Below are 14,702 nucleotides of genomic sequence, written 5' to 3' on the forward strand. Positions count from 1 at the left end.
ATGATACTATGGATAGTTATTGCATAAATATTGCAGTTTCCGGTTTAAGCTTAAAAGTTTCAGATGAATTAAAAATCTTAATCCGTGATTTAATATCTAATCAATATGGTATTAACTGGGTTAATATTTCTAGCAATCATATTGATTTATTAATCATTAACGAAAACTTTTTCGATGCAGATAATATTCAAAACATTCTTCAAAAGAAAAAATTTCCTTATTTAAAAATTACCAAAATACCTTCAGAAAATGGAAATTCTATTTATGAACATACCTTACACCTCCCTTTAGAGAAAACAGAATCGCTGCGCTCTTGGCTACAAAAAAACGTATTATCTTCTTTAAAGTATGCTGCTATTGATTCTCGCTCAGCTTTATCAAATGAAATATCTATTATAGATGAACAATTTATAAGAAATTTGCATAGCCCAGAAAATACCAAATTACATTTATTTGATGATAAAGGCACCTTAGCCATTATTGATAATAGAACTCAAACTGCTTGGGTAGAACCTTCCCGTCAAAAAGCACATACCAATATGAGCTTTAACTTTGCTTTTGCTAAAACATCGGACTTTACTAAGGTTTCTCGTAAAAAAGGTTATTGCTTACAAGATTGGTTATGGAATTTAATTTGGTGTTCAACAGACTTTGAAAATTTAGCTTCAGCTGATGGTTACTTCAAAATCGATCATTGGCCACAACCTTATCAAAAAGAATATAGAAAAATTAGCTTGCAGCTCTCTGCCTGTTTTATACAGGGAGCAAAAGTCACTGAGGTTGCTAAACAACTCAACCAACCAATCGATGTTGTTTTACGTTTTATCACAGCTTGCTTAATGGCAAATAACGGTAAATACGTACCTGCAAATAAGTGTTCGTATGCCCCACAATCGCATTTAGAAAGCTCAAATACTGAAAGTCATTTTTTTAAGAATTTTATAGGAAAGATTAGACGCCGCTTTGGTCTTTAGGGAACGTTATGATTATACAGCAATATAAAATTGTCTTTGCGGGCAGTATGGGGGCTGGAAAGACAGAAGCAATTAAGTCGCTATCTGAAATTCCAATTTTAGGAACAGAAGCATTTAATACAGATGTACAAAGTCATCAAAAATCACAAACAACTGTTGGGATCGATTACGGCGAAATTACCTTAGATGATGGTGTTAAAATTGGCTTATATGGAACACCTGGACAAAGCCGTTTTGATTTTATCTGGTCGGTCATTTGTGAAGGTGCAATTGGTATTATTCTTCTGTTAGATCATAACAGCCCTAGTCCAATTTCTGAATTAGAAAACTACTTAGAAACCTTTAAAAATTATAACAATAATATTGCAATTGGTATTACACATATTGATGAAAATAAAGAATCTTCACTTCAACAGTATCGTAATTGGTTAACAGAAAATGAACTTCAATATCCATTATTTTTTATTGATGCAAGAGAACAAGAGCACATTTTAATGATGGTTGAATCGTTAATTGCATCGCTTGAAGTTAAGGTAGCCGCAACATCTCAAGGGAAAGATCATGCTTAGTATTCCAGTTCAAAAACGAACAGCTCCAACACAATTGCTACAACTTGCAAAAAGTGAAGCCCAAAAAATTCTGATGAATACACGTGGTGTAGACTTTGTGATGATTTGTTCTTCAGATGGGTTTGAATTGGCAACAGTAAGCCACAAGAACTACCATAACACCACTAAATTAGCAGCGGTGAGTAGCTCGATTTTGGCAATGGTCACTGCATTTTTAAAAGAAATTCAACTGACCGGCTGTAATAACATCACCTTAGATGCAGATAATGGTAAGGCCATTTTGACGGCTATTCCAGCGATCCATCACCCGATGGTGATGGTTACCCTAAGTAATAGAGATGTACTTTTAGGGCAACTGCTTTATAGTCTAAAAAAAGCGAGCCAATTGATTGCAGAGGCAGATGGAGAATAACCCACACTGCTATTAAAAAAATACCGCCCTATTTAGAGCGGTATTTTTCACTTAAGTTTGAATAGTAAAAAGCATTTGTCGTTTTTTTACTTGTTGCCCCTGTTGCCCTAACACATCTTCAACTACACCATCTACGTCAGATTTAATCTGTTGTTGGATTTTCATGGCTTCAAGAATCAATAATGTTTGGCCTTTTAACACTTGATCGCCTTTATTGACCAAGATATTCACTACAGCGCCATCCATCGGCGCACGAATATTGCCATCACCAGCCACATCAGCTATTTCAGGGGCAGCATAGGTCACATTTCGTATCGCAACATTGCCATTCTCTCGATCTAAGTAAAGCTGATCATCATCTAATACATATTGCACACGGCGGCGTACGCCATCAATTAAATAAACTAATTGCTCTGGTGTTCTCTCAAGCACTTCAATACAAACTGTTTGATCACAAAACTGTGCCGTAAACGTGTTATTTACAGATGAAAGCTGCAATTGAATTTGCTGATCATCATATTTAAGTTTTAATGGTAATGGCACACCTAATCCAGTTTGCCACACCGCAGTTCCTTTGCTTTGGCTAAATAATGCTGCAGCAATGGCTAAGCTTTCTAAAGATAAAACCTGCTTATGTAGACTACTGTCGTTTTGAAAATGCTGCTGAATAAATGCGGTATTGGTATCACCTGCCACAACAACCGGATGACGTAATACATTGACCAAGAACTGCTTATTACTGTTTACACCCAGCAAAACACAGTCATCTACGGCACGAGCAAGTAAGCGAATTACATCCTCGCGAGTTTTACCGTATGCGATTACCTTCGCCACCATTGGGTCATAGAAAGGGCTAACTTCATCAGTCGCCAACATGCCGTGATCTATTCGCACATTTGGCAAAGTTGCAGGCTGCCAACGCAGAACTTGACCTGTCTGTGGTAAGAAATCCTGACGTGGGTCTTCGGCATACAAACGCACTTCAATAGCATGCCCATGTAAGGTCAATTCCTGTTGCTTTAACGGTAACTGCTCACCATTCGCGACACGTAACTGCCATTCAACCAAGTCTAATCCAGTAATGAGTTCAGTGACAGGGTGCTCTACCTGCAAACGAGTATTCATTTCTAAAAAATAAAATGCACCTGATGCATCTAGCAAAAACTCAACTGTACCAGCCCCGACGTAAGCACATGCTTTAGCCGCAGCTACAGCTGCTTCTCCCATTTGCTGACGTAGTTCAGGCGTCATGACCGGACACGGCGCCTCTTCAACAACCTTTTGGTGACGGCGTTGGATCGAACAATCACGCTCAAATAAATACACATAATTGCCGTGTGTATCACCAAAAACCTGAATTTCGACATGGCGCGGGGCAATCACTGCTTTTTCCAAAATAAGCTCGCCTGAGCCAAAGGCATTTTCAGCCTCTGAACGTGCAGTTTGCAAAGCTTCAATCAACTCGGATGACTGCTGTACCAAACGCATACCACGGCCACCACCGCCCGCAGAGGCTTTGACCATAATTGGAAAGCCAATCTGTTCTGCTTGTGCTGCTAAATATTCAAGATCTTGTCGATCACCTTCATAGCCTGGCACACAAGGTACGCCTGCTCCAATCATGGCAATTTTTGAAAGGCGTTTACTGCCCATTAACTCAATTGCAGAAGCAGTAGGCCCAATAAAAGTAATCTGGTTATCGATACATGCCTGCGCAAAATCAGTATTTTCTGACAAAAAGCCATAACCGGGGTGAACTGCATCAGCACCTGTTTTTTTGCATGCATCTATTATCTTGGTAATTGACAGATATGACTCAGATACTTTTGAACCACCAATATAAACAGCTTCATCGGCCTCTTGCACATGGCGAGCGTTATGGTCAGCATCTGAATAAACTGCGACAGTTTGATAACCCATTGCCTTAGCAGTTTGCATGACTCGAACTGCAATTTCACCACGATTGGCAACCAGTACTTTTGAAAATTTCATTATTTTTTATCCTTCTCTCTTATGACTCATCGGCCCAATTTGGTGACCGTCTCTGGATAAAAGCCATCGTTCCCTCTTGTCCTTCAGCCCCACCAACCGCTTGGGCAAACTGCTGAGCTGCATCATTGAGTAAATCACTCAAAGGCTCATTGAGCGTTCGATGTAACAGTGCTTTAGTCACACGCGAAGCTTGAGGAGCTGCTCGTTTAATGTGTTGAATGGTTTCCTCTAGAGCTTGTTCAAGTTCAATTTCATTATGTGCAATCTGATGAACCACTCCGGCACTAAGTGCTGTAGGGCCCTCAAAACGCATGCCGAGTAAAGCAAATCGTCGCGCCTGAGTCAGACCAATACGTTGCACCACAAAAGGAGCAATTTGTGCAGGAATCACACCAAGCCCTGTTTCAGGTAAACCAAACTGAGCATTGTCACGACTAATCGCAACATCGGAAACACATGCCAGCCCAAAACCTCCACCTAAAACAGCACCTTCTAAAATCACCACAACAGTTTGCGGTGCAGCTTCAACTTGCTCAAGCATGGCACCAAAACGGCGGTTAAAGTCAGCATAAGGTTGTAGACTGCCGAGATTGGTCGCTTCAACGCGTAAGGCAGCCATGTCTTTAATATCACCACCAGCACAAAAAGTCCCGCCTTCACCACGGATAATTACCGCGCGAATTGAAAGGTCATCGCGAATAGCATTAAAGACTTGTTGAATGGCATTGACCATCTTCAAGTTCATGGCATTACGGCTCTCCGGTCGATTTAACCAGAGATATAAAATACTGCCGTCTTGTTCTAATTGAATGCTGTCGTCAATATCTAAAACTTGTAGAGGTGCTGAAAGTGTCATGGTGTATTCCTTATTCTTATTTCTGCTTTTTAGGCAGAATGTCCATTAACTTACAGATAATCCCCAACATAATCTCATCTGCCCCACCACCAATAGACCCTAAGCGACCATCACGATACAGCTGTGATGCTGGGTTATCCCACATAAAGCCGTTACCACCCCAATATTGCAAGCAGCTATCGGCAACTTCACGGGTTAAACGTCCTGCTTTTAGTTTTGCCATAGATGCCAGCTTGGTCACATCTTCCCCAGCAATATGCTGTTCACAAGCTTGGTAGGTTAAGGCTTTAAGCGCTTCCACTTCGGTCATGAGTTCGGCAAAACGAAAATGAATATATTGGTTATTAATGAGGGGTTGACCAAAAGTGGTACGCTCTTTTGTATAGTCGATGGTCTTTTGGATTAAATTTTCCAACCCGCCAATCGCATTGGCACAAGCCCATAGGCGCTCTTCCTGAAATTGCATCATTTGCATCATGAAGCCCATGCCTTCAACACCCACTAAGTTACGCTGTGGTACACGTACATTGTCTAAATAAACCTGCGCTGTGGTCGTTGAACGCATCCCTAACTTATTAAGTGGCTCTGAAAAACTAATCCCTTTGGTTTTTGCAGGTACGATAATCATCGACTTATTAACATGTGGTTTATCATCAGACGTATTGGCTAAAAGACAAAAGAAGTCGGCCTGCAATGAGTTTGTAATCCACATTTTGCTGCCGTTAATGACATAGTCATCGCCATCTTTTTTTGCTGTTGTTTTAATAGCAGCAACATCCGAACCGGCATGCACTTCTGATACTGCAATCGATGCTACATATTCTCCAGCAATGGCTGGTGTTAAAAACTCATCACGCAAGTCTTTACTACCAAAACGTGCCAAAGCAGGTGTTGCCATGTCCGTTTGTACACCAATAGCTAAAGGCACCCCGCCACAAGTTGCATAGCCAATTTCTTCTGCAACTACAAGGTTATAAGAATAATCTAACGCTAAACCGCCATTTTCCTCAGGCTTACAAATCCCCAATAAACCAAGATCACCCATTTTTTTAAATACGTCGTGGATTGGGAACTGCCCTGCAGCTTCCCATTCCGGAATATGGGGATTCAGCTCATTTTGCACAAATTGACGAGCTGTGCGGCGCAATGCTTCATGTTCGGCAGTAAATTTCATGGTTTATTCCTATTAATTTTTTTAATTGCGGTAAAGGTTGATTAAAAACGAGACACACCAAAGCGAGTTGGATTTAGCTCTCGTTGCTGTGCTTCATAAATGGTTTGTAAAAGGAAAATTAATAATTTTCGAGTATCTCGCGGGTCAATAATGCCATCGTCATGTAGCATGGCCGTATTGAAAAGTGCGGTGGATTGCTGCTCTAATTTCATGGCCGTACTTTGCTCAAGAAAATCGAGCATTTGCGGATTAGGCTCCTGACCAGAAGCTTTTTGCTTTCCTTCAGCCACAATGCGTAACACCTTTCCAGCTTGTGCAGCGCCCATTACAGCAACATGCGAATTTGGCCATGCAAAAATAAAGTCTGGCGATAAACTCCGACCACACATTGCGTAGTTACCTGCACCATATGAGCCTGCCACAACAATCGAAATTTTAGGTACAGAACAATTCGCAACAGCCTGAATCAGTTTCGAGCCATGCTTAATAATGCCATTTTGCTCGGCATCGGTTCCCACCATAAAGCCAGTAGTGTTATGTAAGAATAATAACGGGCGGTTAGTCTGTTCACATAAGTGAATAAACTGAGCTGCTTTCGCTGCTCCTTGAGGGGTAATCGGGCCATTATTGGTAATAATACCGATATGTAGTCCGCCAATTTTTGACCAGCCACATACCGTTAAATCATCATATTCCTGCTTAAATTCTAGAAAATCTGAATCGTCAATAATGCGGGCAACCACTTCTTTCATATCAAATGGTTGTTTAGGATCACTTGGAATAACACCCAACAGTTCCTCGGTATCGTAACGAGGCTCTTTATAAGTCACATCAACTGGTTTGATTTGCTCTTTCCAGTTCAGGTGTTCAAAAATTTCACGCGCAAGTCGAATCCCATCGGCATCATTTTCAGCCAAATATTCTGCGGTTCCAGCAACCTGCGCATGCATTTCTGCCCCGCCCAACTCTTCAGCTGTTGCCACTTCGCCAGTGGCAGCCAAGAGTAAAGGTGGGCCTGCAAGAAGCATTTCGGTTTGTTTGCGTACTACAATGACATAATCCGAAAGACCTGGTTGATAAGCTCCTCCTGCCGTTGCATTCCCATGTACCACTGCAAGTTGTGGAATACCTGCCGCTGAAAGACGTGCCTGATTGGCAAAAGTCATACCACCATAGGTAAATACTTCCGCAGCATAATTAAGGTTTGCACCACCACTTTCGGTCAGCGTAATCAGTGGGAGTTTTTGTTCTAAGGCAATTTTTTGCAAACGCAAAGTTTTCTGTACGCCCATAGGAGACATGGTCCCGCCTCTAATCGCACTATTACTTGCAGAGACCAGACAACGCACACCACTGACAAAACCAATCCCAGCAATTACACCACCACCAGCTTCGGAGCCATCCTTGTCATCATGCATGTTGTAGCCAACCAAACCACAAAGCTCAACGAAAGGTGAATCCGCATCGAGTAGCAATCGTACACGCTCATGCGGCAGAATCTTGCCCTTTTTATCGAATTTCGGTTTAGCAGCATACGATTTATCAATACTTTTTTGCTGAATTGCACGGACTTCACTCAGTTGAGCAAGTAGTGCCTCTTTATTCTTTTGATACTGTTCACTACCAACAGTAATTTCGGATTGAAGAATGGTCATTTTTTATTCCTCACTCCGAGCCTGAATTATTGCTTTGCTCGACTTTTTCAGTCTTATCTTTTTTAAAAATCTCAGGAATAAATGCACGATGGAAACCATTATAAGACTGACTATTGGTCGCTTCACCAAGTGGATACATACGTGTTCCTTGAGACGCAGCACCATCAATACGCAAAGTTACACCAGAGACAAAAGCCGCAGCATCGGACAGTAAATAACAAATCGCTGAAGAAACTTCCGACTCGGTTCCCATACGTTTTAAGGGCACATTGCAAGCAAGGCTCGGAATAATCACTTTGGCAAAATCACCGCTATAATTATCCATACCAGATGATACGATCCACCCCGGTGCAACCGCATTTACACGAACACCTGATTTCCCCCACTCAACCGATGCTGTTTTAGTTAAGTTATCAACCCCCGAACGCGCAGCGCCAGAATGCCCCATTCCCGGCATACCGCCCCACATATCGGCAGTCATGTTGATAATACTGCCCCCGTGTTTTGCCATCCATTGGTTATAAGCTTCACGCATTAAATAGAAAGTTGCGTGCAAATTATTACGCACGACTGCATCAAAACCATTCGCCGAAATATTCTCTAAAGCTGAGGGGAACTGACCACCCGCGTTATTCACCAAGCCATCCAATTTACCGAATTTCTCAATCACTTCGGCAATCATATTTTTCACTTGTTCTTCTTCACGGTTATCACAAACAATGAAATGAACCCGACCACCATCTTCTATAATTTCTTGACTTACTTTCTCTAATTTTTCAATTTTGCGTCCCGTAATCACTACTTGAGCGCCAAGGGCTGCAAGCTCATGTGCCGTACAACGACCAATTCCTGAGCCGCCACCTGTCACAATAATGACTTTATTAGCGAAAGCATCTGGTCTAAAAATTGATTGATAACTCATCTTTGTTTCATCCATTCATTTTATTTTTCTAAAAGATGTGCCGGAATTTTTACAGGCATATCCAATAATTGCTGAGCAAATGCTTTTCCTTGCGGATCGATTCGCAGGCTTGCAACACCACCCCCACCCAAGGCATTCTCCAACATAAAATTCAGTGCATTTAAACCCGGTAACTCATAACGAATTACACGTCCCTTTTCAGCATCCAAAACATGTTGCATATAGCTTGCAACAGCCTGTTCAGTCAGTGCTGCACGAATCCATGGTAAATATTCTGCTTTACGCGCAATCACACCGATATTGCTATGATTGCCTTTATCACCACTGCGGGCATGCGCAATTTCAATCAAAGGAACTTCAATTTCATTCCCTTGATAAACCGCACTTTCACCCGCTGCTAAAGTATTGAATTGCTCTATAGAAGTGCCCCGAGGAATCTCAACCGGATAGCGGCTCCCATCAAAATCGATTTCGACATTGATCTGATTTTTATCAATTAAAAATGAAAATAACTTAATCACTGGAGATGCTTTTGGTCGACCACCAACAATTCCTGCCAAGGCTGGAGCCATACCTGTCGAAGCTTGTGCAATTTCAGATGCAAAGAACATACATGCTTCTTTAAACATATGTTTTACAGCTATTTTGACCACAACTTCACGACTATTTAATGTTTGGGCATGTTCGCCATAGGTACTTTCAATACCTAAAATCTCAACAGACTTTTCACTAAATGGCGGCACCGAACGCATTGCTAAAACACGCTCACATTTAGTCAAAATCGCATCGGCAATGACTTGTGCTTTTTGTGGTGCTTCACGGCCTGCTATGAGGAAACTGACTAAAACCCGATAACCATCAGGATAGGTTGCACTGACTTTATATTGAGATGTCGGTGCTTGTCCTTTGGCACCCGTCACACGGACTCGATGTTCCCCAACTTGCTCTAAATGCACGTGGCTGAAATCAGCGATTACATCGGGTAGTAAATATGCTTGAGGATTGCCTATTTCATAAACAATTTGCTCTGCAACTGTAGCAGTAGAAACCAGACCACCTGTCACTTGTGGTTTGGTCACAACAAATGAGCTATCTTCACTCACTTCAACCACTGGAAAGCCCATGTTGTCGAAGCCCTGTACCAATTGCCAATCGGTAAAATTACCACCGGTACATTGGGCACCACATTCAATCACATGACCAGCTAGCGAACCTTGAGCCAATTTGTCATAATCATCGAGCGACCACTGATATTCATAAAGTAAGGGTGCAAGTACCACAGCAGAGTCAACTACACGACCCGTAATCACAATATCTGCACCTAAGTCTAAGGCATCACGAATAGCAACTGCGCCTAAATAAGCATTACTGCTCGCCACCTGTTCTGGCAACGCTTCTCCGCTAAACATTTCCTGAATATTCTGTAATTTTAACTGCTCATGTTTTGGCAAAAGATCATCACCTAACACCACAGCTACTTTCAGATCTAGACCATACTCTTTAATTATTTTTTGCAAGGCATCCCGACAAGCTAATGGATTAACACCACCCGCATTACTAATCACTTTAATCTTTTTTTCAGCAATTTTTTTTAGTAAGGGTGCCATGACTCGGCTGACAAAATCTAAAGCGTAACCATGTTTCGGTTCTACCATCTTCGCTTTTGCCATAATCGACATGGTAATCTCGGACAAATAATCAAAAACCAAATAATTAATATCGGTCAAATGCACTAACTGAAAAGCGGCAGTATTAGTATCTCCCCAAAACCCAGAGGCACAACCTATTTTCACGACACGCTCATCATCCTGTTGATTACTTGCCATCTTATTTCTCATTATTTTGTCTAAAAATCAGCCTCAACATTACCAAGCAAGCGCTTGGTTTGTAAAGCACAAAATGTTATTGTGATGTTGACCAAAACTGCCAAACTCGACAGCTCAGCTAAAACATGATGAGATTTGGCAAACTTTTCTGTTAAGTATTTTTATATAAAGGATTCGGCTTTCGCATGATTGCTACTTCAATTGAACAGATTCCAAATATCTCTTGCTTTGATGCCAGCCCGCGTGGTCGTTTATTACGGGGGGCTGCTTACCTATTTCATAAACAGGGCTATGATAAAACCACTGTTCGTGAACTTGCTCAATTTATTGGAATCCAGTCGGGAAGCTTATTCCACCACTTTAAAAGTAAAGATGACATCCTCGCTCACGTGATGGAGGAAACCATTATTTATAATCTTGCTCGTTTACAAGATGCGGCAGCTCAATCTACAGACCCAGAACAACAATTACGTGCTCTTATTAAATCTGAACTCATTTCAATTACTGGAGATACAGGTGCAGCCATGGCTGTTTTGGTTTATGAATGGTTTGCCCTGTCAAAAGAAAAGCAAGATTACCTATTAAAAATGCGTAATGAATATGAGCAAATCTGGTTAGATGTTATTGAAAAATTACGCACTGAAGGCAAGGTAAAGCATGATGCTTTTATTTGGCGAAGATTAGTTGGTGGTGCAATTTCATGGACCGTAACTTGGTATAAAGCTGAGGGTAAAGTCAAAATTGATGAGTTAACCGAAATGGTTTGGGAGATGGCATTAAAATGAGTCTAGTCTATTTACGTAAACCCAAGAAAAATGACCTTGCAGAAATTAAAGAAGCTTATGCACGTAGTGTTCAATTACATCAACCGTGGGCATATCCACCAGCTGACTTTCACACATATTTAGAACAAGAGCATCGCTATTTTGTCTGTTTAACAGATGGCCATGCAATTGCCGGATCATTTAATATTTCAAATATTATACGCGGCCACTTTCACTCAGCCTATTTGGGTTCTGAAGCATTTCATCCCTATCAAGGTCATGGCTATATGACGCAAGGCCTCAAATTATTACTCAATGAAGCATTCAAAAATTTAAATTTACATAGGTTAGAAGCAAATATACAACCTGATAATATTGTCTCGATTCAACTAGTTGCCAATGCTGGTTTCATAAAAGAAGGCTTTTCTCGCCAATATCTTCGTATTGGCGGAAAAACTTGGAAAGATCATGAACGTTGGGCAATTTTAAATGATAAATGGATAGAACCATCTCAGTAAACTCTGAATGAGATGGTTTATACAAGCAAAACCTACTCTAAAATTAATAACCTAACTGTTTACTAATTAAATCTTTCATAATTTCTTCAGCACCGCCACCAATCATATTGACCTTCACTTCACGGTAAATACGTTCCGACTTGGTACCTCGCATAAACCCCATACCACCTAATGTTTGTACAGCTGCATCAGCACAAAATTGCATAGTGCGAGTCGCAACATTTTTCAGCATCGAAATTTGCGCTACTAACTCAGGTCCTTGTAGTTTTGGCTGAGTCATTTTCCATGCAGTTTCTTCAAGCAATGCCCGTGTTGAGGTTAATTGCGTTGCCATATCTACCAATTTATGACGAACCACTTGATGATCAATTAATCGCTTACCAAAAGTTTTACGTTGCTGTGCCCACTCTAAAGCTTCTTCATAACAGACTAATGCATACCCATAAGCGACTACTCCCAAGAAAAACCGCTCCATATTAAAGTTATTCATAATAACTTTAAAACCGGCATTTTCTTTGCCAAGTAGATTTGATGCAGGTACTCGTACTTGATCAAAATGCAAATGTGCCGTATCTGATGCCCACCATCCCATTTTCTTCAAAGGCGTTTTAGTAATACCTTCACTATGTGCATCAATGAGTAACATTGAAATGCCTTCTGCACCCGATTTTGTCGGATCAGTACGCACTGCAACTGTATAATAGTCTGCACGAATTCCCGATGTAATAAATGTTTTCTCGCCCGAAACAATATAATAATCCCCATCTCTGACAGCTTTAGTCTGTAATGCAGCAACATCTGAACCACCACCAGGTTCTGTAATCGCTAAAGCCGAAATTTTCTCACCGGAAATAATACCTGGCAGAACTCTAGCCTTTAACTCCTCACTCCCAAAGTGCTGAATGGGAGGGGCGCCAATGGTATGGACCATGAGCGAGATATGCACCCCACCTGAACCCGCCCTTGCCATTTCGATACCAGCCAGTAATGAATAGAATGGATCTGCATCTGGAATACCACCATATTCTTCTGAAAAACCTAGACCTAGTAATCCAATTTCGGCAGCCTTTTTATAAAGTTCTCTTGGGAATGTCTCAGCCTCATCCCATTCATTAGCGAAAGGTGCCATTTCTTTTTGTACAAATCTACGAACATTATCGGCAAAAGCTATATGTTGTTCATTATAGTAAATTGGATTGAGCTGCATTTTTAGAAATGTCCTGATGTTTTTATTTAATTCCAGAACATATCTTGTCATGTTTACCATCCGTCAAAAGTTGCAAGAATCTCCATTTTCTTGGCATAAAATATCAAATCCAAACGATCGAGTTGATTCGCAAGACCTATACCCTTAAACAGCAGCGAAAACCACGAGCTACATAATATGACTGGGCTCCATTGTGATAGATGAAGACTCGACCATAGCGACGGTCCGCAAAAAGAGCTCCTCCTAATTTTCGAATTTCCTCTGGAGTAGCAAGCCAGCTTGATGTTTTTAGATCAAACTCCCCGAGCTGTTGTAATTGGTGATATTGCTCTTCTGTTAGGAGTTCAGCCCCTATTTCTTGGACTAAGTCTATTGCGCTATTTTTAGGAGGATGATCTTTTCTAGATTCTAAAGCGTCTCGATCATAGCAAAGGCTTCTACGACCTTTGGGTGTCTCAACAGAGCAATCTATAAACAAATATTCATCTTTCTGCTGGTCATAAGCAATAACATCCGGCTCTCCTCCTGTATTTTCCATTTCCTGTAATGTCCATAGTTTGTCTGGAGACTCAATGAGTTTAGCTCGCACATTCGTCCAATCAATTTCTTTATGTCGATGTATATTCTTTTCAAATCTATTTTTTAATAATTCAAGCAACATATCTATTTGTTTTGAAGTTAATTGTTTTTTAGTCATCATTGAATACACCTTATAGTTATTAAACAGAACGCCCATCAAAATAATTTATTTTTATCTTTTCTAAATCAATATCATCTATACATCGAACATTAATCGCAAAGATCGAATTACCTTGGGCATCTATACCTTGAGCATAGGGATGAATACCGCAATTTTTACAGAAATAATGATTAATCACATGCTTGTTAAAAGTGTAATTCGCTAAAATATCAGAAGAATCTAAAGTAACGGTAACCTGATTAGCTGGCAGGAACCAAAGTAAAGACCCTTTCTTTTGGCAGATAGAACAATTACAAGATAAGGCTTCTGTTAGCTCACCTTCCGCGGCAAACTTTACCTGACCACAATGACAACTTCCTTTATATTCCATATCTTTTTCCCTCTTTTTAAATTTTTATAATATTCTTTTGGTAGATCAATTTTCAATCTTCGTATAGATTTTGAGATTTTCACCTTTACACAATCTACTTAATTAAAACTCTAGTAGATTATCTAAACTAAGAGACTACAGACTCAATTCGACTTAAGATTTGCGGCCAACCTTTTCCCATACCAATAAAAGCCTGTTGGCCAAAAGAAGAATCCATATTAAAACCCGAATGGTTAAGCTGTAAAAGTGTGCCATTTTCTTGAGGAATTAATTGCCATCTAAGAGTTGTATCAAGTACACCGATTGCAAAGTCATATTCAAATGAAATTTCTTTATCAACTGCCTTAACCAGGCAATGTTGTATTCCGAAATTACCCATATCTAAAGTAAATTGATGACCAATTTTAGGCTGAATGTCCCCTTTAGCCCACCATTGCTGGACAAGTTCAGGCGTGGTCAATGCTTCCCAAACTTTTTGAGGAGATTGATTGATAAACTGTGAAACCTCAATGGACTTTAACATTTTTTATTTTAGACTCGTCTATAATTCATTTGGTTTTTATTATGCTGCAAAATAATTAGCAATATAAGATATTATGTAAAATCATATCTATCCTGTTTATTCCACGCATAAAAAACACCCCAATCTCTTTTGAGATTGGGGTGTTTGGAATAATGAGCTGGCGATGACTTACTCTCACATGGGTAACCCCACACTACCATCAGCGCTAAGAGGTTTCACTTCTGAGTTCGGGAAGGGATC

15 protein-coding genes and 1 rRNA gene are annotated in these 14,702 nt (G+C 40.5%); 5 read left to right on the forward strand and 11 right to left on the reverse strand.

The window, feature by feature from the left end; translation table 11 throughout:
- The first annotated feature begins 8 nt into the window (after positions 1-8).
- The 3 genes from ACIF8R_RS17980 to ACIF8R_RS17990 are packed head-to-tail and all read left to right on the forward strand — an operon-like array spanning position 9 to position 1,955.
- Positions 9-974, forward strand: coding sequence for a hypothetical protein (locus ACIF8R_RS17980; protein ID WP_396482385.1), 966 nt, complete (start codon positions 9-11; stop codon positions 972-974).
- A gap of 8 nt (positions 975-982) precedes the next feature.
- Positions 983-1,543, forward strand: a complete 561-nt coding sequence (locus tag ACIF8R_RS17985) for a GTP-binding protein (RefSeq protein ID WP_396482387.1) — start codon at positions 983-985, stop codon at positions 1,541-1,543.
- On the forward strand, positions 1,536-1,955 hold the full coding sequence (locus ACIF8R_RS17990; RefSeq protein WP_396482389.1) for a roadblock/LC7 domain-containing protein: 420 nt from the start codon (positions 1,536-1,538) through the stop codon (positions 1,953-1,955). Before ACIF8R_RS17985 ends, ACIF8R_RS17990 begins: the two co-directional genes overlap by 8 nt.
- A gap of 51 nt (positions 1,956-2,006) precedes the next feature.
- Here ACIF8R_RS17990 and ACIF8R_RS17995 read toward each other — a convergent pair whose 3' ends face one another.
- Genes ACIF8R_RS17995 through ACIF8R_RS18020 form a run of 6 tightly spaced genes read right to left on the reverse strand, consistent with a single transcriptional unit; the run spans position 2,007 to position 10,380 of the window.
- On the reverse strand, positions 2,007-3,947 hold the full coding sequence (locus ACIF8R_RS17995; RefSeq protein WP_396482391.1) for an acetyl/propionyl/methylcrotonyl-CoA carboxylase subunit alpha: 1,941 nt from the start codon (positions 3,945-3,947) through the stop codon (positions 2,007-2,009).
- 19 nt (positions 3,948-3,966) lie between these two features.
- A complete protein-coding gene (locus ACIF8R_RS18000; RefSeq protein ID WP_396482393.1) occupies positions 3,967-4,803 on the reverse strand; it encodes an enoyl-CoA hydratase/isomerase family protein in 837 nt (278 codons plus the stop codon).
- Between the two features lie 16 nt (positions 4,804-4,819).
- Positions 4,820-5,977: an acyl-CoA dehydrogenase family protein gene (locus ACIF8R_RS18005; RefSeq protein ID WP_396482395.1), complete on the reverse strand. Its 1,158-nt coding sequence runs from the start codon at positions 5,975-5,977 to the stop codon at positions 4,820-4,822.
- 41 nt (positions 5,978-6,018) lie between these two features.
- Positions 6,019-7,632, reverse strand: coding sequence for an acyl-CoA carboxylase subunit beta (locus ACIF8R_RS18010; RefSeq protein ID WP_396482397.1), 1,614 nt, complete (start codon positions 7,630-7,632; stop codon positions 6,019-6,021).
- 10 nt (positions 7,633-7,642) lie between these two features.
- Complete coding sequence (locus tag ACIF8R_RS18015) at positions 7,643-8,554, reverse strand: SDR family oxidoreductase (RefSeq protein WP_396482399.1); 912 nt, start codon at positions 8,552-8,554, stop codon at positions 7,643-7,645.
- 20 nt (positions 8,555-8,574) lie between these two features.
- Positions 8,575-10,380, reverse strand: a complete 1,806-nt coding sequence (locus ACIF8R_RS18020) for an acyclic terpene utilization AtuA family protein (protein WP_396482401.1) — start codon at positions 10,378-10,380, stop codon at positions 8,575-8,577.
- A gap of 185 nt (positions 10,381-10,565) precedes the next feature.
- Between ACIF8R_RS18020 and ACIF8R_RS18025 the strand changes: the two genes are divergently transcribed.
- Complete coding sequence (locus ACIF8R_RS18025; protein ID WP_396482403.1) at positions 10,566-11,165, forward strand: TetR/AcrR family transcriptional regulator; 600 nt, start codon at positions 10,566-10,568, stop codon at positions 11,163-11,165.
- Entirely contained in the window at positions 11,162-11,662 is a 501-nt protein-coding gene (locus ACIF8R_RS18030; protein ID WP_396482405.1) for a GNAT family N-acetyltransferase, read from the forward strand. Before ACIF8R_RS18025 ends, ACIF8R_RS18030 begins: the two co-directional genes overlap by 4 nt.
- A gap of 43 nt (positions 11,663-11,705) precedes the next feature.
- Here the strand turns inward: ACIF8R_RS18030 and ACIF8R_RS18035 are convergent, their stop codons facing one another.
- From ACIF8R_RS18035 to rrf, 5 genes are all read right to left on the reverse strand, one after another.
- The gene (locus ACIF8R_RS18035) at positions 11,706-12,869 is read right to left on the reverse strand and encodes an acyl-CoA dehydrogenase family protein (RefSeq protein WP_396482407.1); all 1,164 of its coding nucleotides are present in this window, start codon (positions 12,867-12,869) and stop codon (positions 11,706-11,708) included.
- Positions 12,870-13,005: 136 nt separating this feature from the next.
- Positions 13,006-13,569 (reverse strand): DUF4256 domain-containing protein, encoded by a 564-nt coding sequence (locus ACIF8R_RS18040; protein ID WP_396482409.1) that lies wholly within the window; start codon positions 13,567-13,569, stop codon positions 13,006-13,008.
- Positions 13,570-13,588: 19 nt separating this feature from the next.
- Positions 13,589-13,939 carry a GFA family protein gene (locus tag ACIF8R_RS18045; RefSeq protein ID WP_005130813.1) on the reverse strand — a complete coding sequence of 117 codons (351 nt, stop codon included), beginning with the start codon at positions 13,937-13,939 and terminating at the stop codon, positions 13,589-13,591.
- 127 nt (positions 13,940-14,066) lie between these two features.
- On the reverse strand, positions 14,067-14,462 hold the full coding sequence (locus tag ACIF8R_RS18050) for an SRPBCC domain-containing protein (protein WP_396482411.1): 396 nt from the start codon (positions 14,460-14,462) through the stop codon (positions 14,067-14,069).
- Positions 14,463-14,617: 155 nt separating this feature from the next.
- Positions 14,618-14,702, reverse strand: a 5S ribosomal RNA gene (rrf, locus tag ACIF8R_RS18055); the annotation flags it as partial.

Source organism: Acinetobacter sp. ABJ_C4_1 (assembly GCF_044538495.1).
GTDB lineage: Bacteria > Pseudomonadota > Gammaproteobacteria > Pseudomonadales > Moraxellaceae > Acinetobacter > Acinetobacter nosocomialis_A.